This window comes from Pseudomonas sp. DE0010, from assembly GCF_007680745.1.
Lineage (GTDB): Bacteria > Pseudomonadota > Gammaproteobacteria > Pseudomonadales > Pseudomonadaceae > Aquipseudomonas > Aquipseudomonas parafulva_B.
This window is the reverse complement of the sequence record NZ_VEJQ01000004.1, coordinates 1-19,275: the sequence shown is the minus strand read 5'-3', so window position 1 is coordinate 19,275 and position 19,275 is coordinate 1. Positions and strand designations below refer to the sequence as shown.

Here is a 19,275-nt window from a genome sequence, read left to right as displayed (position 1 = left end):
AGGCTAGCGCCCTCAACGCCTGACGGTCAGGCCCTAGGCCCTAACGACCACCTCGACTCAACCCACCCAGCCGCGCCGAAATCGACTGCATCCCCTTGCCCAATTCCCTGAGCGCACTTGCATCCCGGGCACCTTCCTCGCTGGCCGCATGGATCCGTACCGCCAGCTCGTTGATTTCCTGCGTTACGTGGCTCTGCTCCTGGGCGGCAACTGCAATCTGCTGGGCGCGCTGGACGATGTCGTCGAAACTGCCCACTGTGGTGCCCAGGGTAGTGGCCACGCCCACGGCCTGCTGCACCGACTCGCGGGTGCGCTGCGCGCCGTTCTGCATGGTGGTGACGGCAGCGTTCGATGCCTCGCGTAGCTGAGTGATCATTTCCTGGATTTCGTTGGCAGACGTCTGCGTGCGGCCGGCAAGCGTGCGCACCTCATCGGCTACCACCGCAAAGCCGCGACCTTGTTCGCCAGCGCGTGCGGCCTCGATGGCAGCGTTGAGCGCCAAGAGGTTGGTCTGCTGGGAGATCGACTTGATCACCTCCAGCACGCCGCCTACGCGCTCGATGTCTTCGCCCAGCTGGGTGATCGCGGTGGCCGCGCCCGAGATGTCGGTCGCCAGGCTTTCGATGGATTCACCGTTGCGGTTGACCTGGTCCTGACTCTTCTGCGCTTCGACCAATGAGCTGCGGGCCGTGTCCGAGCAGTCCGTGGTGTTGCGCGCGACCTCATTGGCGCTGGCCGACATTTCGGTGATGGCGGTAGCGAGCAGGGTGTTGTCGACCCGTTGCGCCTCCGCCCGATCGGCCAGGCCGGTGGACAGTTGCGCCAGCTCGTTGGCTCGCTCTTCCAGTGACACCGATTCCTCGGCAATGTGACGGAGCATGGCCTGCAGAGAGCCTGCGTACTGGTTGACGGCCGTGCGCAGCGCGCCCAGTTCGTCATTGCCCATAATTTCCAGTTGAGCACCCGCCTGGCCGCCTTGACCCAGGCTCTCGATTTGCGCCGTGGTTTCCTCGATCTGGGTGAGCAGCCGTTTGCCAGCCAGCCATGCCAGCCCCAGCAAAACGGCCAGCAATGGCAGCAGGAACAGCAGGATCTGGCCTGTGAGCTTGTTCGCCAGGCCGACCACACGGGCCTCGGGGGTGACCAGGCCAATGCGCCAGCCCGTACCTTCCATGGTGGCCAAGGTGACGTAGGCCGGCCCATCGAGGCGCGCATCGTTATCCAGGTAGAGGGTGGTGGTGCCAGCCGGCTTGCTCGCCAGGCTATCGGCCACTGGCTTGAACCACGGTTGTTCCTGGCTCAGGCCAGTAATGGTCGGCAAGCCCTTGGCGCTCTTTGCATCGGGGAAGAACAGCAAATTACCGGACGCGTCCACCGCAAAGGCGTAGCCACCGGTGACATTGCCGTTGGCCTTGAGGAAGGCGGCAAGACCGTCGAGCTTCAGGTCAATGGTGGCGACCCCGGCAAACGCGCCCTGGGCGTGGTAGGGCACGCTGCAGGTCGTCATGGCTACGCCGCTGACCGGGTCCTGGTACCCGTCCGACCAGACACAGCGACCCAAGGGCGCGGCTTTGGCGCCGGTGTACCACGACTCAGCCTGATACGGCGCCGTTTGCGCAGCGTTGTACTCGTCCGAGTAATCCAAGCCGTTGCTGGCGTTGCGTGCCCAGAAGAAACTGCGGCGTTCGGTACCAGCAACGAAGCCGTTGGGCTCTGGCCACAGCCCGCCGCCTGCGATGGCGGTATCGCCTTGGCTGTCGATCACGTTGGGCAGGCTGGCCTTGATCAGGTTTTCATCGTGGGGCAGGGTCTCGGCCAGGTGCGCCATGGCCGTTGCGGTGCCCTCGATGCGGTTCACCTGCATGGCCAGCTGGCGGGTGATGGCGCTGGCCGACTGTTCGGCCGCCTCGGTGCCGGCTGCCACCAACTCAGGTTTGCCGCCCAGGGTCATGACCGAATAGATCGCCAAGGCGGTGAGTGCCAGCAACGTCAGGATTCCCAGGGTCATGCGCCCGGAGATGCGATTGGGAAGTAGCGACATGCTGAAGCTCCACAAAATTTAGGTTGGCTCTCAATGATTACGGCAGCCCAGCCCGATAGTTGAGGTGCTACATCATGTTTCGCATGAGCGGACGACCGATGGCGACAAAAAGGCGATGAATCGAGGGGGAATCAGCCAAATCCGCGCACACCTTCTGATGTGCATGAAGCATCGTCATCCTCTCAAACGATAAACGCTGTCCCGGCCGTCTTCCGTCAATGGCGTATTGAGCACCCTTCCTGCTATCGGCAAACCCTGCGCCCATCCCGCAGCCAATACCTGCACGTCCCGCGCTGGGTCGCACGCACTGACCCTCGCATCACGCAACCGACACGTCTCGGCGTCCGTCGCGAACAAGGCACGCGCAAAGCCCCGGCCCTGTTCCGAAAGCCGTGCGGTCTTAGGGGCGCGCATCGTGGTAAATACCTCAAAAGCCTCGGTGGGTTCGTTGCCGGCAACGGCCAGGCAGCGAGCCAGGTGCCAGGCGTCTTCCAGGGCCTGGCAAGCGCCTTGCCCGGAGGTGGGCAATGGCGCATGCGCGGCGTCGCCGATCAACAGCACGTTCGCGCGGCTCCACGTGTGCAGCGGTTCCAGGTCGTGGACCGCGATACGCCGGATGGCCTGTTCGGGGGTTGCCCGAATGATGCGTGAAACGGGCTCGGGCCATTGGGCGAACCTGTGCTCGACCTGCGCCCGATCATCGGCTTGGCCAGCCCCTTCGTTCAACGGGCATGCTTGCGCTGCGGCCCAATACACCAGGTCCGGTCGAACTGCCACCGCACCAAAGCGCTGCCCCGTTCCCCAGTAATCCTGGATCGACACATCGTCCACCAGCGCCCCCGACCCTTGTGCCACACCGATCCAGTTCACGAACCCTTGATAGCGCGGGGTGTTGTCACCCGCGACGAACTGGCGCGTCACCGAGGCCATGCGTCCGTCTGCACCGATCAGCACGTCCGGGCAGATGCGTGTACCAGTGTCGAAGCGGGCCACCGCCTTGCCCTGGGCATCCAGGTCGATGGCCATTGCCTGGTACCCGAATTCGACTGCAATCCCCATCCGTCGTGCATGGGCGAGCAACACATCCTGCAAATCCCGGCGCAGCACCGTAACGGTGGGGTAGCCCATGGTTCGGTCCAGCAATTCGATGTCCAGGCCTCCCAACGCATTGCCGGCTGCATCGTATCGGCGCATGGCAAGGGGCCTGCCGCCAACGGCCTGGATGTCCTGCAACACGCCGAGCTGCTCCAGCACGAAGCTGGCATTGGGCCAAAGCGTCACGCCGGCGCCTCCGGCTGCTGGCACCCTACGACGCTCAAAGACCCGCGGGCTGAAGCCCTGCTTGCGCAACGCCAACGCTGCGCTCAGCCCTGCAATGCCTGCACCCACTATCGCAATGTCCACGTGCCAGTTCTCCTTGTTTCATCCGCTGCCCCGCGCCAGGTCAGCGGACGCGTGGGGTAAAGAACCATCGTAGATTTCCCCGTTCCAGATCACTAGCGTGCAAAAATGGGACGTTTTCATACCTCAGGTGGGATAGTCAGTGCGCAATGAACTGGATCTGAATGCAGTCCGTGTCTATGCAGCAGTGGTGGATGAGCAGAGCTTCGTCGGCGCCTCGCGTGTGTTGGCCATGCCGTCTTCGAATGTCAGTCGCCATGTCGCTTCACTGGAGCGACAGCTCGGTACGCGCCTGCTTGAGCGCAGCACCCGGCATCTGCGCATGACCGAAGCGGGGCGGCTGTTGTACGCGCGAGCCAAGCCCTTGCTCGACGCCTTGTGCTGCACCCAGGAAGAACTCGGTGCTGTACAGCGCGAGCTGCGCGGGCCACTGAAACTGTGCATGCCAGGTGAGGCCCCCAGGCTATTGGCGCCCATCCTGGCCGAATTCTGCAGCCTGCACCCTGGCATCGAGCTTGAGTGCGATACCCGGGTGACTGGGCTGCAAGTGCTGCGTGAGGACGTGGACCTGTGCATCCTCTTTCACCGTGGCCGCCAGGACGACAGTGAGTTCATCACCTGCCAGCTCGCCTGCTTGCCGAGCATTGTGGTCGCTGCCCCGTCTCTGCTCGCGCGCACGGGTATCCCGCAGCACGTGCGAGCGTTGAAGTCGCTGCCTTGCATCACCACGCTCAGCGCGCTCGGAGGTCAGCCCTGGCAGTTTCAAGGCGCCAGGGGCGAAACCGTCAAGGTGCCGGTGCGCAGCCGTTACCGCGTCAACAGCGGTGAGTTGGCCGTGGCAGGCGCGCGGCAGGGGATAGGCTTTGCCATTGTGGCGGCTCATCCCTGCCAGGACGATCTGACGGCTGGCCGGTTGCAGGAGGTGGTGCTGGACCTGTGCCCGGCACCCTTGCAGTTGCTGGCGGCATACAGCCACCGCCATTCAGTGACGGCGCGGGTGCGAGCCCTGCTGGCGTTCATGCAGGAGCGGTTGGAGGCGTTGCACAGCTCGCCAAGCGGTTCTACCAGCGCTTGATCAAGGCTAGAAGCGCGGTTACATCGGCAGGCTGTCACGGCCCAAAGCGCGGCCAGTCAGATCGCCTGCACCCTGGCCGATTGCTCGGCCTCAAGCCACGCCCCGATCGCGTTGGGGCGCATTGGCTTGGAGAACAGGTAGCCTTGTGCCCATGTGCAGCCCAGGGCCTTCAAAGTGCTGAGTTCTGCTGCGGTTTCCACGCCCTCGACGATGCATTCCAGTTGCATGTCCTGGCACAGCGCAATCAGCGACTTGACGATTTTCAAGCTGGCCGGGTTGAGCTGGATGCCGGTAACGAAGGTGCGGTCCACCTTCAGCTTGGTCAGCGACAACGCATGGATCTGGCTGAGGCTGGAGTAACCGGTGCCAAAGTCGTCCAGGGAAATGCCGCAGCCCAGCTCACGCAGGCGGCTGATGGCGCGCTGGGCCTGCGGCAGGTCCTGGATGGCCGCGGTTTCGGTGATTTCCAGGTCCAGGCACGTAGGGTCGAACCGGCTGCTCTTGATCAGCTCGACGATCTGCTGGGCGGCCTCTTCCGAGCCACAGTCATGGGTGGAGAGGTTGAAGGACAGGCGCATGCCTGCTGGCCAACTGGCAGCCGTGTCCAGTGCCTTGGTCAGCAGAGGCAGGGTGAGACGATTGACCATGCCGATGCGCTCGGCGATCGGGATGAAGTCACTGGGTGGCACATTACCCAATTCTGGGCTTTCCCAGCGCGCCAGTGCCTCGAACGCAACGGTTCGCTCGCTGCGGACATCCACGATGGGTTGGAACACCATGTGAAACTCGCGATCCAGGTCCGCCCTGCGCAGGGCCTGCTCGGTCAGCCCTTGTCGATTGAGTTGCTGGCGATGGGCAGCGCTGAACAGGCACGCCGTGCCAGGGCGATTACGCTTGCTCTGGTACAGCGCGTAGTCGGCATATTCGTACGCTTGCGTGGCTGACGAAGCCTGATCTGGAAAGGTGGCGATGCCCAGCGACGCACTGATCTGAATGGGGATGTCCACCAGTACGAACGGCTCGCGCATGCGCGTGCAGAGCTTCTCGCCAAAGGCGCGTAGCTGCTCGTCATCCAGGGCCTGGGTGATGATCAGGCCGAACTCGTCGCCCCCCAGCCGGCTCAGGTGCACACCGTGGTCGAGCATCCCGGTGAGGCGCTGACCGACCTGATACAGCAGCCTGTCGCCCACACTGTGGCCATACAGGTCGTTGACTGGTTTAAAGCCATCCAGATCTATCAGCCCGACGGCCAGGCGAGTGTTCTGCTCGCCGGCATGGGTCAACAGCGTGTCGAGGCGGGAGAAGAACTGCCGGCGATTGGCAAGCCCGGTCAGGCTGTCCAGGTTGGCCAGTTGCAGGTTTTCCTCGCTGAGCCTGGCCGTTTGCGCCTGCATGTTCACCAGCCGGGTGAAATCGGTGTATTGCGCCTTGAGGATGACCAGCATGGCGATCGATACCAGCAGTACATCAAGCGCGGTGGCAATGAACGTGATGATGGAAGTGGAGGCGAAAAACACCACGAACGCCGTGTTGACCACTGCGGTAGTGGCCAAGGCCGCTGGCAACAGGTGCATCATGCAGAAAATGCAGCCGATCACGGTGATGGCCATGTAGAAAGCGACATGCGCCTGGGTGTAGCTGTCGCCATAGGGGAACAGCGCCAGCGACCAGGCCGTGAAGGCAACGGCAACGAAGGGTGCGAGCGTGTTGGTGCGCCTGAGTGCCGTGATCATCTGGGCCGGGCTGCGCACGCGCCTGCGGGTACGTATCCACTCCACGCCTCGGACCAGGCCGAACAACGTCATGATCATCGGGCAATACACCGCCAGCCAGCGCGGCGCCACCGTGAAGTGGGTGCCCGCCAGCATCAGCGTGTTGATCAGCAGGATGAAGTACATCATGGGCAGCTGGCGCGACAGCGCGATGTATTGCGCCTTGACCAGGTCGGGGTTGTCCTTGGGTACGGACATCAAAGCTCGCACGCCGAGTAGTGTTTTTTTCATCAGGCGACGCTCTGAAAATACAACCAGATAAATACCGAACGGATTGCCCTTTTCAGCTTGAACCGAGCAGGGCGGGACGCTGCTCTCACGGACCGTATCGGCCGATCCTCTGGTTGCTGCAATCGTTCAGACTGGTGGCACTTTGATTTCGTTCCCGCCTGCCAACGCCACCGTGAGTAGTGACGGTTATTCCGCGCCGGGGGTGTGCCCGAAATAAGCCTTGTAGGCATGGCAGAAGTTCGCCGGGTTGGCATAGCCGACGTGATAGGCGATCTGCGAGATCTGCCATTTGCGCTCCAGTACCAGGAGGCGCGCAAGCTCAAGGCGCTGTTGGCGAATGTACTGCAGGATCGAACAACCAAACTGCTGGCTGAAGGCTCGGCGCAGGGTGGTCTCGCTCACCTTCAGCTGCTTGGCCAGGACGGCGACGGACGGCGGGGCAGTGGGGCTGGTGTCCAGCAGCCGACGCGTTTCCAGGGCCAGGTCACGGCGGCCACGGTCTTGCTGCGGCTCAGGTGTCAGGGCCTGGCCTGACAGATGGCTGGCCAGCTCCAGCACGATCCCCAGGCTCAGGCTTTCATAGTGCAGGCGGCGCAAGCTACCGCTGTAGGGTGAGCGATAGAGCTGCTGGAACAGGCGGCTGAGCGAGGGACACTGAGGCAACTGGTCGAACTGCATGCCATCGGCCAGCAACGCCAGCAACGGATGAAACTGCGGATCATCCTGGGCCAGCTCGCGCAATGCGTCACCGGCAATGCGCACGCCGGCCATGCGCGCATGGCTATCGACCGGCAACTGGTCCTGGGCTTCAAGGCTCTCGCTCAGGCCAAGCACGTGCAGCCGACCGGTATCGTACTGGTTCAGCCTGCCATCGACCTTGTGCTGCCAGGCGCCGTCGAACACCTGCACGATGCACAGGCTCTCGGGCAGCACCTTGTTGATGCGCAGGGGCTCAGGAAAGTGCAGGTGGCAATCGAAGTACTGCAGGCCCTGGCGCACGGTCTGTGCCCGATAATGCCCCGTGGCACTGCCCATGACATGGGCGGCACGCGCATCCAGCACGCCTGCCTGGGCCAGGGAGCCAGGGCTGTCGAAACAGAAGGCGGTATCCAGGTAGGGGGTTAGCGATTGCATGCAGACTCGGTTTCTCGGTGGGGCAGCGTCGGCCGGAAATGGTAACGCGCGCACAGTTTCGACAACAGTCGTTGTGACCAACCCGCTGTTTGTTGTGATGAACGGGCAACTGGGTTGGCAGCCTGCCTATTGAGTCCTTCAATACGCGTTTTGTTGCAGATCAGGAAACAAAATCATGTTCGCTTATCGAAAATGGGCCGCCTTGCTGGTTGCCGCGTTCACCCTGTGTATCGGTCAGGCTCAGGCCGAAGACCGCCCGGACGTAGCCAAGAACGTCGTCGCCTACCTGGGCACCGAAGGGGCCAAGGTATGGACGCTGCGCATTGGCGATCGCGCCGCCAACGAGGCGCTGGTGCAGGTGGAAGGCGTCGATCACGACTGGGATATGCGCATCCAGAAAATGCACGTCGAGAAAACCGCCAAGGATACCCGCTACTGGACCGACGTCGACGGCAAGAAATTCGTTGTGCTGATCGTCCAGGGCATGTGGGGGGGCGAGCTGTACCTGCCGGGCGAGGCGCAACCGCGTCAGGTCGGCTATTCGGAAGGTCTGTCGCACCAAGGCAATGCCGAGGCGTTCCTGACCGATTACCTGGCTGCCAAGAAATAATCGAGGGGCATCGAGCATGAGCGAACATACCGATCCATTGGCCGACCTGTCCGGTTCGCTGGGCAATGACTACGACCAGTCGCGCACGGCCCAGCGCGAGCGCGTGATCGCCGAGCTTCGGCAAGTGATCGAGCGCGTGCCGGAGCAGAGCGAGTTCACCAACTCTCGTCGTTACCGCGTGTGGGGGCCGGTGCTGCTGGTCGGTGCACTGATTCTGTTCGCAATCGGCATCAGCATGCAGCGCACCGGGCCGATCGTGGCCACCGCCTTCATCGTGCTCATTGCCGCTGCCGTGACCTGGCAGCATCGCAACGCCGGTACCCAGGTGTTCATGCGCCTGACGCGCCGGCAGTTGTTCGTCGATACGTTGGACGCGCCGGTGGACCTGGCGCAGGTGCAGGATATCTCGGTCAAGGATGAAGGGTTGGTGATGATGCAGACGCTGGAGATGAGCAGCGATGCCGTATTGCCGACCCATCGGGTGGCGAGGCTGCAGTTCTTCGGTAACCAGGCCATGGTGCTGAAAAAGCCGCGCCCCCAGGTTCGCATCATGTCGGCGGGGCTTGCGCAGAACGGGCGCAAGCTGTCCAACGAAGAAGTGCTGGCCGTGCTGACGGCCTACTGCGATGCCGCCCACGCCCAGCGTCAACTTGAGTTGCTGCAGGCCAATGGATAATACCGGCGCCGATGCCGACCTGGCCTACCTGCAGGCCCATGCCGTCGGCCCGGATGAGTCGTTCGAGCTGCTTGAACACTCGCTGGGCAAGGCACTTGCGTGTGCGGCCATCGGGTTGGTGGCGATTGGGCTCGGTGGCTGGCTCGCGAGCCTGCCCATGCTCTTCGGTCCGCAGACCGCCAGCACAGTGAAGGTGCTGCTGTGGGCATTCGGCGCAGGGTTGGTCGGCATCGGGCTGGTGGCCCTGGTCAGTGCCTGGGCGCTGTACCAGCGCCATGGACGGTGCGCACTGGCGGTGACCCGTGACACGGTCGCTTTCGCCAACGCCTTGGCCCCAGTGCCATGGGAAGCGTTCGAAGGCTTCGATGTCGAACAGCGGCGGCTGAGTACGCACCTGGTGTTCAGCCTCGCCGCATTCGGCGCCGCACCTGTTCTCAAGGCCCCAGGTTTCAAGGCGCTCGTAGCACCTGATGCCCAGCTGATCGCCGGTGGCCTGCGGCTCACGGTGTGGGCCTGCCACTTCACCCGGGCGGGGTGCAGGCTCACGCTGGCAGAACTGGTGGACGTACTCTACCCCTACCTGCAGGCAGCACAGGCCAGGCGCACCTTGGCACAGTTGTTCCCGGCCGTGGCTCGCCAAGGCGATACCTTGCGGCGGGCTGCGCCATGAGCAACGGGGCCATACGGCTGTTCAGGCGCGTAGGCTGGGGCTTGGCCCTGCTGTTGTTGCCGCTGCTGGTGCTGGGGTGGAGCCAGGTGCAACTCTGGCGCGTCGAGGTGGCCCAGGCGCAGGCGCAGGCGATACGCCAGTGGCTAGATGCGCCAAGCGACACGCTTTTGCAGGCCCTGCCCAAGGCCGAACGTAACCCCTACATCCCCCAAGCAGACCGACGTGAGCGGCTTCAACGTGAGCTTGACCGTTATGAGGCGGGCCTTGGCGGACAGTCTCTGCGCAAGGTCCTGGCCGTCACGAGCGGGCTGCTGGCGGTGCTGGCCTTGCTGACTGCGGTCGGGGCATGGCTCAGGCTCAGGCTGGACGCCTGGCGGGCGCTGCGCTCAATTGAGTTCTTGCAGCGGCACATGACCCAGCGTTGGCGTGCCCTGGGCAAGTGGCTGGTACTGCATCTGGGCTTGCTGGCTGCTGCGTTGAGCCTGGCCTTGCTGTACGAGCTGAGCGTTGCGACCAGCCGGGTGGCCGAGGGTGGGTTGACGGTGCTGTTCATCGTGCTGCCGCTGGCCTCGTGCGTGCTGGTCTGCCTGCAACTGGCCAGGCGGTTGCATCGACGCTGGCCGCTGGTGCTCGATCAGAGCACATCCTTTCTGGGCAGGGCGCTTGATCGGGACAGTGCACCCGGCGTATGGCGCTGGGTCGAAGGCCTGGCGGCGCAGCTTCAGGCACCGGTCCCCGACAACATCGTGGTCGGGCTCGACCAGGGCTTTTTCGTCACCAGCGTGCCGATTCTGCTTCAGCCTGCCGGCTTGCCGTTGACGGGGCGCACGCTGTACTTGCCGCTGCCTTACCTGGGCATGCTCAGCCAGGCGGAAGCTGGCGCGGTCATTGGACACGAACTGGGTCATTTCCGGCATCAGGACACCGAACGCGCGAGCCAGACCAACGCACAGTTCAGCATGATGCTTGCCCATTTCTCGGCGCTGGTCGGCCACGACGAGCCCGCGCCCTGGACGCAGCGCCCAACGCTGTGGATGGCCTGGCAGTTCCTGCACCATTTCCAGCGTGCGGTGCTGCATTGGGGGCGGTCGCAGGAGCTGCTGGCGGACCAGGCAGGCGCTGCAGTCGGCGGGCAACGGCTGTTCGCACAGACCCTGCTGCGCATCATTGCGCTGCAGCCTGCGGTCGATACGGTGCTGGCGACGTGTGGTGGGCAAGGCGTCGATCGAGCCTTGCCTGGCTACCTCGAGCGTCACCCGTTGCAGGTCGGTGACGAGGTGCTGAGTGCTGTCATGGCGCACCCGTTCGACACTCACCCTGCAGCCGCTTCCCGCCTGCACGCATTGAATGTGGTGCCCGACCCGCCGCTGCTGTGCGCCGCTACCCGGGCGCCGGGCGTTGAGGAACGTCACTGGTTCGGCCAACTGTGCAAAGCGCCGCGCGCGCAAGCCGATTGAGCGCGGCAGGGCACATTGGGGCGATCATTCACTTAATCTTTCCCATTTGCAGGTGTATCGTATTCGCCCTTCCTCATCAGCGCCCGCTGGTGAACTGTTTGTGCCGAACACGAGGTACCCGCTGCGATGTCCTTCACCCGTCGACAAATGCTCAAGGGCCTGACCGGCCTGGTTGTGGTTGGCCTGGGCGCGGGGGGCGCCGCGCGGTACTGGCTGGGCAAGGTCGAAGATGACAATGCCGGCCATGACTACGAGCTGATCGCAGCGCCGCTGGACGTCGAACTGGTCCCTGGACATACAACCGAAGCCTGGGCGTTCGGGCCCAGTGCCCCTGGGACCGAGCTGCGCGTGCGGCAGGGCACCTGGTTGCGCGTGCGCTTCATCAACCACCTGCCGATCGAGACCACCATCCACTGGCATGGCATCCGCCTGCCGCTGGAAATGGATGGCGTGCCGTATGTGTCGCAGTTGCCGGTCAAGCCAGGGGAGTATTTCGACTACAAGTTCCGGGTGCCCGATGCCGGCAGCTACTGGTACCACCCCCACGTCAGCAGCTCCGAGGAGCTAGGCCGTGGCCTGGTAGGCCCGCTGATCGTCGAGGAGCGCGAACCCACCGGTTTCAAGCATGAGCGTACGCTCAACCTCAAGACCTGGCATGTGGACGAGCAGGGGGGCTGGATGCCGTTCAGCATCCCGCGCGAGGCGGCGCGCAATGGCACCGCAGGGCGGCTGATCACCATCAACGGCCAGGCCGATGCCGTGACCGAGCTACCGGCAGGGCAGGTGGTGCGCGTGCGCTTGCTGAACCTGGACAACACCTGGACGTACCGCATCAACCTCAAGGGCAACTGCGAAGCGCGGATCTACGCGCTCGATGGCAACCCCGTCACCCCCCGGCCATTGGAAGATGACTATTGGCTGGGGCCTGGCATGCGCATTTGCCTGGCGATCCGCATTCCCAACGCCGGTGAAGAAATTTCCTTGCGCGACGGCTTCGTGCGCCTGGGCACCCTGCGCGCGGTGGCCAACCCGGATGCGCCCAGCGACTGGCCAGCGGCGCTGCCGCCCAATCCCATCGCCGAGCCGGACCTGGAAAACGCCGAAAAGCTCAACTTCAACTTCGAGTGGGCAGGCAAGGTGTCGGTCGGCACCGACCAGGGCAAGCCGCCGAGCCTTTGGCAGATCAACGGCCAGGCCTGGGACATCACCGACAAGACCTGCGCAGATCGCCCGATCGCAACGCTGACCAGGGGCAAGAGCTACATTTTCGAATTGAAGAACATGACCCAGTACCAGCACCCCATCCACTTGCACGGCATGAGCTTCAAAGTGATTGGTTCCAACCGGCATGACATCAAGGAGCCGTGGTTCACCGACACCTACCTGCTGGGCAAGAACGAGCGCGCCCAGGTTGCGCTGGTCGCCGATAACCCGGGCACCTGGATGTTCCACTGCCATGTCATCGACCACATGGAAACCGGCCTGATGGCCGCGATCGCGGTGGTCTGATGCGACCGCAGATCATCGACCGCAGCCACGACCAGACCTACATGCGCATGGCGTTGGCATTGGCCGCCGAGGGCGCACAGCTGGGGGAAGTACCGGTGGGCGCCGTGCTGGTGCAGGACGGCCAGGTCATCGGCCAGGGCTTCAACCGCCCGATCATCGACAGCGACCCCAGTGCCCATGCCGAGATGGTGGCGATCCGCGCCGCAGCTCGCGCGGTCGGCAACTACCGCCTGCCTGGCAGCACGTTGTACGTGACCCTTGAACCCTGCAGCATGTGCGCCGGTTTGATCGTGCATGCGCGGGTGATGCGCGTGGTTTTCGGCGCACTGGAACCCAAGGCGGGGATCGTGCAGAGCCAGGGCCAGTTCTTCGGGCAGGGCTTTCTGAACCACCGTGTGCTGGTGGAGGGTGGCGTGATGGCCGAGGCGTGCGGGCAAGTGCTCAGCGACTTCTTCAGGGCTCGCCGGGCCAAGCCGTGACGTGACCGGCTACAGCGGCGGTGACTGCTCTGCCGGTTTAGCCTTGTTCACACCCGGGACATGCAGGTTGCCCTCTGCCACCTGGCCTTCGAGCTGAGGCTGGGTAACCCAGGTGAGAATGTCGTAGTAGCGGCGGATGTTGGCGACAAAGTGCACCGGTTCGCCGCCCCGTGCATAGCCGTACTTGGTCTGGCGGTACCATTGCTTCTGCGCCAGGCGCGGCAGCATCTTCTTCACATCCAGCCACTTGTTGGGGTTGAGCTTCTCGCGCTTGGCCAGGGTGCGCGCGTCTTCCAGGTGGCCGCTGCCAACGTTGTAGGCGGCCAGCGCGAACCAGGTGCGGTCGGGCTCCTGGATGCTGTCGTCCAGCTCGGCCTTGATCTTCATGAAGTACTTGGCGCCACCCTTGATGCTTTGCTTGGGGTCCAGGCGGTTGGAGACGCCCATGGCCTGTGCGGTGCGCTGGGTCAGCATCATCAGGCCGCGCACGCCGGTCTTGGAGGTGACTTCCGGCTGCCACATGGACTCCTGGTAGCCGATGGCGGCCAACAGGCGCCAGTCCACCTGCTCGACCTTGGCATAGCTCTTGAAATGCTTCTCGTACTTGGGCAAACGTTGCTGCAGGTGCTGGGCGAAGGTGTAGGCGCCCACATAGCCCAGTACATCGACATGCCCGTAATAACGGTCCTTCAGACGCTGCAGGGTGCCGTTCTTCTGGGACTTGTCGAGGAATTCGTTCACCTCGTTCAGCAGGCTGTTGTCCTCGCCTGCGGCGACAGCCCAGCGCTGGTCGCGGGACTCGCCCAGGTCGAAGGCCACGCGCACGTTGGGGAAGTACACTTGGTTCATGGCCAGTTCGTTGGAATCCACCAGGGTAAGGTCGATCTGCCCCTCGTCGACCATGCGCAGCAAGTCCACCACTTCCACGGCATCGGATTCTTCGTATTGCAGGCCCGGGTACTGTTTTTTCAGCTCGGCCAGTTGATCGGCGTGGCTGCTGCCCTTGAGCACCATGATCTTCTTGCCGACCAGGCCTTGGGCGTTGGTCGGGCGCGAGCGGCCATTGCGATAGATGACCTGAGGCGTCACCTCCAGGTAGGGGTGTGAAAACTTCGCCTGGGCCTGGCGCCGTTCGCTGCTGACAAGCCCGGCGGCTGCCAGCACCGGGCCGGACGGCTTGCCAAGGTCGTCGAACAGCTCGTCGAGGTTGTCGGCGGTCTCGATTTCCAGCTTCACGCCCAGGTCGTCGGCAAAATGCTTGACCAGTTCGTACTCGAAGCCGGTCTCACCGTTGCGATCCTGGAAATAAGTGGCCGGGCTGTTGCGGGTGATCACGCGCAGCACGCCGTCCTCCTTCACGCGCTCGAGGGTACTGGGTTTTTCAACGCAGCCACCAAGCAGCAGAAAGAGTCCGGTTGCGAAAAGCCATCTGGCGCAACGCTGGCGCAAAGCAGTGTGGGTGAACATAGGTTGCAGTATACGCAAAGGACTGGCCGTGCCATATCTCGACAACGGTTAGCTTGTCTGATAGCGCTTTTCAGGCGTTTGCTGTCTGATCGTGCCGTCCAGCGTTGTGAGCCAAGCCCGGTTGATGGGGCAAGCCCTGTAACAGAGCACTCGGACCTCACTGCGCAAAGCTTGGACGGAGGTTGCCTGTGGGGCTGTATCAGCGTCTGGGCAAGGTGCAAGAACCCCCGGAAATTTTGACCCGCAGGTCCGGTTCCGCCGCCCGGCAGCCCTGCGCTACAGCGGGTGCCGCAAGCCAACGAATTAGGCTAGAATGCACGGCCTCCAAGCACACCCCTTCTGAGGCTGTCCCGACGATGTTGATCCTGCGCGGCGCTCCTGCCCTTTCTGCCTTTCGCCACGGTAAGTTACTCGAGCAACTGAGCCAGAAAGTCCCCGCTGTTACTGGTTTGTATGCCGAATTTGCCCACTTCGCCGATACCGACGGCGAGTTGACCGCCGACCAGCAGCAGGTGCTGGGCCGTCTGCTCAAGTACGGCCCGAGCGTACCGGTGCAGGAGCCCGCCGGTCGCCTGTTCCTGGTCGTGCCGCGCCTGGGCACTATTTCGCCCTGGGCCAGCAAGGCCAGCGACATCGCCCACAACTGCGGCCTGCAGTCGATCCAGCGCCTGGAGCGCGGTATTGCGTACTACGTTGCCGGTGACCTCAGCGACGCCGATGCCGAGCAGGTGTCGGCGCACTTGCACGACCGCATGACCCAGCGCGTGCTGGGCCAGCTGGAGCAGGCCGCCGACATGTTCAGCCACGCCCAGCCAAGGCCCATGACGTCGGTGGATATCCTTGCCGGCGGCCGCGACGCCCTGGCCCAGGCCAACATCGACCTGGGCCTGGCACTGGCCGAGGACGAAGTGGACTACCTGGTCACCGCGTTCCAGGGCCTCAAGCGCAACCCCAACGACATCGAACTGATGATGTTCGCCCAGGCCAACTCCGAGCACTGTCGCCACAAGATCTTCAACGCCAGTTGGGACATCGACGGCCAGGCGCAGGACAAGAGCCTGTTCGGCATGATCAAGAACACCTACCAGATGCACAGCGAAGGTGTGCTGTCGGCGTACAAGGACAACGCTTCTGTCATCGTCGGCAACGTTGCAGGTCGTTTCTACCCGAACCCTGAAACCCGCCAGTACGGTGCGGTGCAGGAGCCGGTACACATCCTGATGAAGGTGGAAACCCACAACCACCCGACCGCCATCGCACCTTTCTCCGGCGCCTCGACCGGTTCGGGCGGCGAAATCCGTGACGAAGGTGCCACCGGCCGCGGCGCCAAGCCCAAGGCCGGCCTGACCGGCTTCACCGTGTCCAACCTGCGCATCCCAGGCTTCGAGCAGCCCTGGGAGCAGGCCTACGGCAAGCCTGAGCGCATCGTAGACGCCCTCGACATCATGATCGAAGGCCCGCTGGGCGGCGCCGCGTTCAACAACGAATTCGGTCGCCCGGCCCTGACCGGTTACTTCCGTACCTTCGAGCAGAGCATCAACACCCCGCACGGTGAAGAAGTGCGCGGCTACCACAAGCCGATCATGCTCGCCGGCGGCATGGGCAACATCCGTGAAGACCACGTGCAGAAGGGCGAGATCACCGTCGGCGCCAAGCTGATTGTGCTCGGCGGCCCGGCCATGCTGATCGGCCTGGGCGGCGGCGCTGCCTCGTCGGTAGCCACCGGTGCCAGCTCGGCTGACCTGGACTTCGCCTCGGTACAGCGCGAAAACCCGGAGATGGAGCGCCGTTGCCAGGAAGTCATCGACCGCTGCTGGCAGCTGGGCGACGCCAACCCGATCGCCTTCATCCACGACGTCGGCGCCGGCGGCATCTCCAACGCCTTCCCGGAACTGGTCAACGACGGTGGCCGCGGTGGTCGCTTCGAGCTGCGCAATGTGCCCAACGACGAGCCGGGCATGGCCCCGCACGAAATCTGGAGCAACGAATCGCAGGAGCGTTACGTGCTGGCCGTCAGCGCTGTCGACTTCGAGCGCTTCAAGGCCATCTGCGAGCGTGAGCGCTGCCCGTTCGCCGTGGTCGGCGAAGCCACCGAAGAACAGCACCTGACCGTCACCGACAGCCACTTCGACAACACTCCGGTCGACATGCCGCTCGACGTGTTGCTGGGCAAGCCGCCACGCATGCACCGCTCGGTCACCCGCGAAGCCGAGCTGGGCGATGATTTCGACCCGAGCGAGCTGGACCTGGACACCGCTGTACAGCGCGTGCTGAGCCACCCGGCCGTGGCCAGCAAGAGCTTCCTGATCACCATCGGCGACCGCACCATCACCGGCCTGGTCGCCCGCGACCAGATGGTCGGCCCTTGGCAGGTACCGGTGGCCGACTGCGCCGTCACCGCCACCAGCTTCGATGTCTACACCGGCGAAGCCATGGCCATGGGCGAGCGTACTCCGCTGGCACTGCTGGATGCCCCGGCATCCGGGCGCATGGCCATCGGCGAAACCATCACCAACCTGGCCGCTTCGCACATCGACAAGCTGTCCGACATCAAGCTGTCGGCCAACTGGATGTCCGCTGCCGGCCACCCAGGTGAAGACGCGCGCCTGTACGACACCGTCAAGGCTGTCGGCATGGAGCTGTGCCCTGAGCTGGGCATCACCATCCCGGTCGGCAAAGACTCGATGTCGATGAAGACCAAGTGGAGCGAAGAGGGCGTCGAGAAGAGCGTCACCTCGCCGATGTCGCTGATCATCACAGGCTTCGCCCCGGTCACTGACATCCGCAAGACCCTGACCCCGCAACTGCGCATGGACAAGGGCGAGACCGACCTCATCCTGATCGACCTGGGCCGTGGCAAGAACCGCATGGGCGCCTCGATCCTGGCCCAGACCTACGGCAAGATCGCAGCCCAGGCGCCGGACGTCGACGACGCCGAAGACCTCAAGGCGTTCTTCGCCGTGATCCAGGGTCTTAACGCCGACGGTCACTTGCTGGCCTACCACGACCGTTCCGACGGCGGCCTGGTCACCACCGTGCTGGAAATGGCCTTCGCTGGCCACTGCGGCCTGGACTTGCACCTCGATCCGCTGACCGACAGCAAGGCCGACATCCCGGCGATCCTCTTCAACGAAGAGCTGGGCGCGGTCATCCAGGTGCGCCAGGACGCTACTCCGGACGTACTGGTCCAGTTCAGCGCCGCAGGCCTGGGTGAGCAGTGCGTGGCGGTGATCGGCAAGCCGGTCAACAACGCCGAAGTCTCCATCAGCCTGAACGGCGAAGTGCTGTTCGATGACGACCGCCGCATGCTGCAGCGCCAGTGGGCTGAAACCAGTTACCAGATCCAGCGCCTGCGCGACAACGCCGATTGCGCCGATCAGGAATTCGACCTGCTGCTCGAAGAAGACAACCCGGGGCTGTCGGTCAAGCTGGGCTTCGATGTCAACGATGACATCGCCGCGCCCTACATCAAGAAAGGCGTGCGCCCGCAAGTGGCCATCCTGCGCGAGCAGGGGGTCAACGGCCAGGTCGAAATGGCGGCTGCCTTCGACCGTGCCGGTTTCGCAGCCATCGACGTGCACATGAGCGACATCCTTGCCGGTCGCGTGGACTTCGAGGCCTTCAAGGGCCTGGTCGCCTGTGGCGGTTTCTCCTACGGCGACGTATTGGGTGCCGGCGAGGGCTGGGCCAAGTCGGCCCTGTTCAACAGCCGTGCGCGTGATGCCTTCCAGGCGTTCTTCGAGCGCAACGACAGCTTCGCCCTGGGCGTGTGCAACGGGTGCCAGATGATGTCCAATCTGCACGAGCTGATTCCGGGTACCGAGTACTGGCCGCACTTCGTGCGTAACCGCTCCGAGCAGTTCGAGGCACGGGTGGCCATGGTCGAGGTGCAGAAGTCCAACTCGATCTTCCTGCAGGGCATGGCCGGTTCGCGCATGCCGATCGCCATTGCCCACGGCGAGGGCCACGCCGAGTTCGCCAGTGAAGAGGCCTTGCTGGAGGCTGATGTGTCCGGTTGCGTGGCGCTGCGTTACGTGGACAACCACGGCAAGGTCACCGAGCAGTATCCGGCCAACCCGAACGGTTCGCCACGAGGCATCACCGGCCTCACCAGCCGCGACGGCCGCGTGACCATCATGATGCCGCACCCTGAGCGTGTGTTCCGTGCCGTGCAGAACTCGTGGCGTCCGGATGAGTGGCTGGAAGATGCGGCGTTGATGCGCATGTTCCGTAATGCGCGGGTGTGGGTGAACTAAGGCGTGTACAAGCTCGCCTTCTTCGTTCCTGCCAGCCATGTGGAGGTGGTCAAGGCTGCTGTGTTCGCCGCGGGTGGTGGGCACGTGGGTGATTATGACCACTGCGCCTGGCAGACCTTGGGCCAGGGCCAGTTTCGTCCGTTGGACGGCAGTTCGCCGTTTCTCGGACGGGCGGGTCAGGTCGAGGTGGTGGAGGAGTGGAGGGTGGAGCTTGTGGTGGGCGATGACCTGATTCTACAGGTCGTTGCTGCGCTCAAGCAGAGTCATCCCTATGAGACGCCGGCCTATGAGGTTTATCGGTTGGCGGACTTTTAACGCTTGTGATGTTTTAAGTTTTAAGTTTAGAGCTTTAATGCTTTGGCGTGGGTATTGAAAGAGAGCTTAGTCCATTTGCGATGGCGACGCTGAGTCACCTTTTCGCCTTACGGCGAGTCACTTTTTGTCAAACGCGACAAAAAGTAACCAAAAAACGCTGCGCTCCATTCATACGGCCCCTA

General features: G+C 63.6%; 14 protein-coding genes and 1 pseudogene. 9 read left to right on the top strand and 6 right to left on the bottom strand.

Features of this window, described 5'->3' with window-relative positions:
- Positions 1 to 40: 40 nt before the first annotated feature.
- The 3 genes and pseudogenes from FS767_RS23395 to FS767_RS04220 form a co-directional block, all read right to left on the bottom strand.
- Positions 41 to 742 (bottom strand): methyl-accepting chemotaxis protein, encoded by a 702-nt coding sequence (locus tag FS767_RS23395; RefSeq protein ID WP_371921573.1) that lies wholly within the window; start codon positions 740 to 742, stop codon positions 41 to 43.
- Positions 743 to 1,159: 417 nt separating this feature from the next.
- Positions 1,160 to 1,951, bottom strand: a pseudogene (locus tag FS767_RS23390) (cache domain-containing protein); the annotation flags it as partial.
- Positions 1,952 to 2,215: 264 nt separating this feature from the next.
- A complete protein-coding gene (locus tag FS767_RS04220; protein WP_144964322.1) occupies positions 2,216 to 3,445 on the bottom strand; it encodes an FAD-dependent oxidoreductase in 1,230 nt (409 codons plus the stop codon).
- 139 nt (positions 3,446 to 3,584) lie between these two features.
- Here FS767_RS04220 and FS767_RS04215 point away from each other — a divergent pair, with 139 nt between their 5' ends.
- Entirely contained in the window at positions 3,585 to 4,517 is a 933-nt protein-coding gene (locus FS767_RS04215) for a LysR family transcriptional regulator (RefSeq protein ID WP_144964320.1), read from the top strand.
- Between the two features lie 56 nt (positions 4,518 to 4,573).
- Here the strand turns inward: FS767_RS04215 and FS767_RS04210 are convergent, their stop codons facing one another.
- Together FS767_RS04210 and FS767_RS04205 are read right to left on the bottom strand one after the other, a co-directional pair.
- Positions 4,574 to 6,520 carry a bifunctional diguanylate cyclase/phosphodiesterase gene (locus FS767_RS04210; RefSeq protein WP_144964318.1) on the bottom strand — a complete coding sequence of 649 codons (1,947 nt, stop codon included), beginning with the start codon at positions 6,518 to 6,520 and terminating at the stop codon, positions 4,574 to 4,576.
- 186 nt (positions 6,521 to 6,706) lie between these two features.
- Positions 6,707 to 7,654, bottom strand: a complete 948-nt coding sequence (locus FS767_RS04205) for an AraC family transcriptional regulator (RefSeq protein WP_144964317.1) — start codon at positions 7,652 to 7,654, stop codon at positions 6,707 to 6,709.
- Between the two features lie 175 nt (positions 7,655 to 7,829).
- On the opposite strand from FS767_RS04205, the gene FS767_RS04200 reads away from it, so the two are divergent.
- From FS767_RS04200 to tadA, 6 genes are all read left to right on the top strand, one after another.
- Positions 7,830 to 8,264 (top strand): hypothetical protein, encoded by a 435-nt coding sequence (locus FS767_RS04200; RefSeq protein ID WP_144964315.1) that lies wholly within the window; start codon positions 7,830 to 7,832, stop codon positions 8,262 to 8,264.
- A gap of 16 nt (positions 8,265 to 8,280) precedes the next feature.
- Positions 8,281 to 8,940 (top strand): hypothetical protein, encoded by a 660-nt coding sequence (locus tag FS767_RS04195; RefSeq protein ID WP_144964313.1) that lies wholly within the window; start codon positions 8,281 to 8,283, stop codon positions 8,938 to 8,940.
- The gene (locus tag FS767_RS04190; RefSeq protein ID WP_144964312.1) at positions 8,933 to 9,610 is read left to right on the top strand and encodes a hypothetical protein; all 678 of its coding nucleotides are present in this window, start codon (positions 8,933 to 8,935) and stop codon (positions 9,608 to 9,610) included. The genes FS767_RS04195 and FS767_RS04190 overlap by 8 nt, the downstream gene beginning before the upstream one ends.
- Complete coding sequence (locus tag FS767_RS04185) at positions 9,607 to 11,067, top strand: M48 family metallopeptidase (RefSeq protein ID WP_144964310.1); 1,461 nt, start codon at positions 9,607 to 9,609, stop codon at positions 11,065 to 11,067. Before FS767_RS04190 ends, FS767_RS04185 begins: the two co-directional genes overlap by 4 nt.
- Positions 11,068 to 11,193: 126 nt before the next feature.
- Positions 11,194 to 12,576, top strand: coding sequence for a multicopper oxidase family protein (locus FS767_RS04180; protein WP_058638582.1), 1,383 nt, complete (start codon positions 11,194 to 11,196; stop codon positions 12,574 to 12,576).
- A complete protein-coding gene (gene tadA / locus FS767_RS04175; RefSeq protein ID WP_144964308.1) occupies positions 12,576 to 13,055 on the top strand; it encodes a tRNA adenosine(34) deaminase TadA in 480 nt (159 codons plus the stop codon). The genes FS767_RS04180 and tadA overlap by 1 nt, the downstream gene beginning before the upstream one ends.
- 9 nt (positions 13,056 to 13,064) lie before the next feature.
- Here the strand turns inward: tadA and mltF are convergent, their stop codons facing one another.
- A complete protein-coding gene (gene mltF / locus FS767_RS04170) occupies positions 13,065 to 14,522 on the bottom strand; it encodes a membrane-bound lytic murein transglycosylase MltF (protein ID WP_058604478.1) in 1,458 nt (485 codons plus the stop codon).
- A 356-nt stretch (positions 14,523 to 14,878) separates the two neighbouring features.
- On the opposite strand from mltF, the gene purL reads away from it, so the two are divergent.
- Entirely contained in the window at positions 14,879 to 18,778 is a 3,900-nt protein-coding gene (gene purL / locus FS767_RS04165; protein WP_144964306.1) for a phosphoribosylformylglycinamidine synthase, read from the top strand.
- A gap of 3 nt (positions 18,779 to 18,781) precedes the next feature.
- On the top strand, positions 18,782 to 19,093 hold the full coding sequence (locus FS767_RS04160) for an NGG1p interacting factor NIF3 (protein ID WP_144964304.1): 312 nt from the start codon (positions 18,782 to 18,784) through the stop codon (positions 19,091 to 19,093).
- Positions 19,094 to 19,275 lie beyond the last annotated feature (182 nt).

Excerpts from the sequence above, each read along its gene's own strand:
- FS767_RS04200 (WP_144964315.1), top strand. The coding sequence starts at position 7,830 with ATGTTCGCTTATCGAAAATGGGCCGCCTTGCTGGTTGCCGCGTTCACC.
- purL (WP_144964306.1), top strand. The coding sequence starts at position 14,879 with ATGTTGATCCTGCGCGGCGCTCCTGCCCTTTCTGCCTTTCGCCACGGT.
- FS767_RS04205 (WP_144964317.1), bottom strand. The coding sequence starts at position 7,654 with ATGCAATCGCTAACCCCCTACCTGGATACCGCCTTCTGTTTCGACAGC.
- FS767_RS04210 (WP_144964318.1), bottom strand. The coding sequence starts at position 6,520 with ATGAAAAAAACACTACTCGGCGTGCGAGCTTTGATGTCCGTACCCAAG.
- FS767_RS23395 (WP_371921573.1), bottom strand. The coding sequence starts at position 742 with ATGTCGGCCAGCGCCAATGAGGTCGCGCGCAACACCACGGACTGCTCG.
- FS767_RS04180 (WP_058638582.1), top strand. The coding sequence starts at position 11,194 with ATGTCCTTCACCCGTCGACAAATGCTCAAGGGCCTGACCGGCCTGGTT.
- FS767_RS04190 (WP_144964312.1), top strand. The coding sequence starts at position 8,933 with ATGGATAATACCGGCGCCGATGCCGACCTGGCCTACCTGCAGGCCCAT.
- mltF (WP_058604478.1), bottom strand. The coding sequence starts at position 14,522 with ATGTTCACCCACACTGCTTTGCGCCAGCGTTGCGCCAGATGGCTTTTC.
- tadA (WP_144964308.1), top strand. The coding sequence starts at position 12,576 with ATGCGACCGCAGATCATCGACCGCAGCCACGACCAGACCTACATGCGC.
- FS767_RS04195 (WP_144964313.1), top strand. The coding sequence starts at position 8,281 with ATGAGCGAACATACCGATCCATTGGCCGACCTGTCCGGTTCGCTGGGC.
- FS767_RS04185 (WP_144964310.1), top strand. The coding sequence starts at position 9,607 with ATGAGCAACGGGGCCATACGGCTGTTCAGGCGCGTAGGCTGGGGCTTG.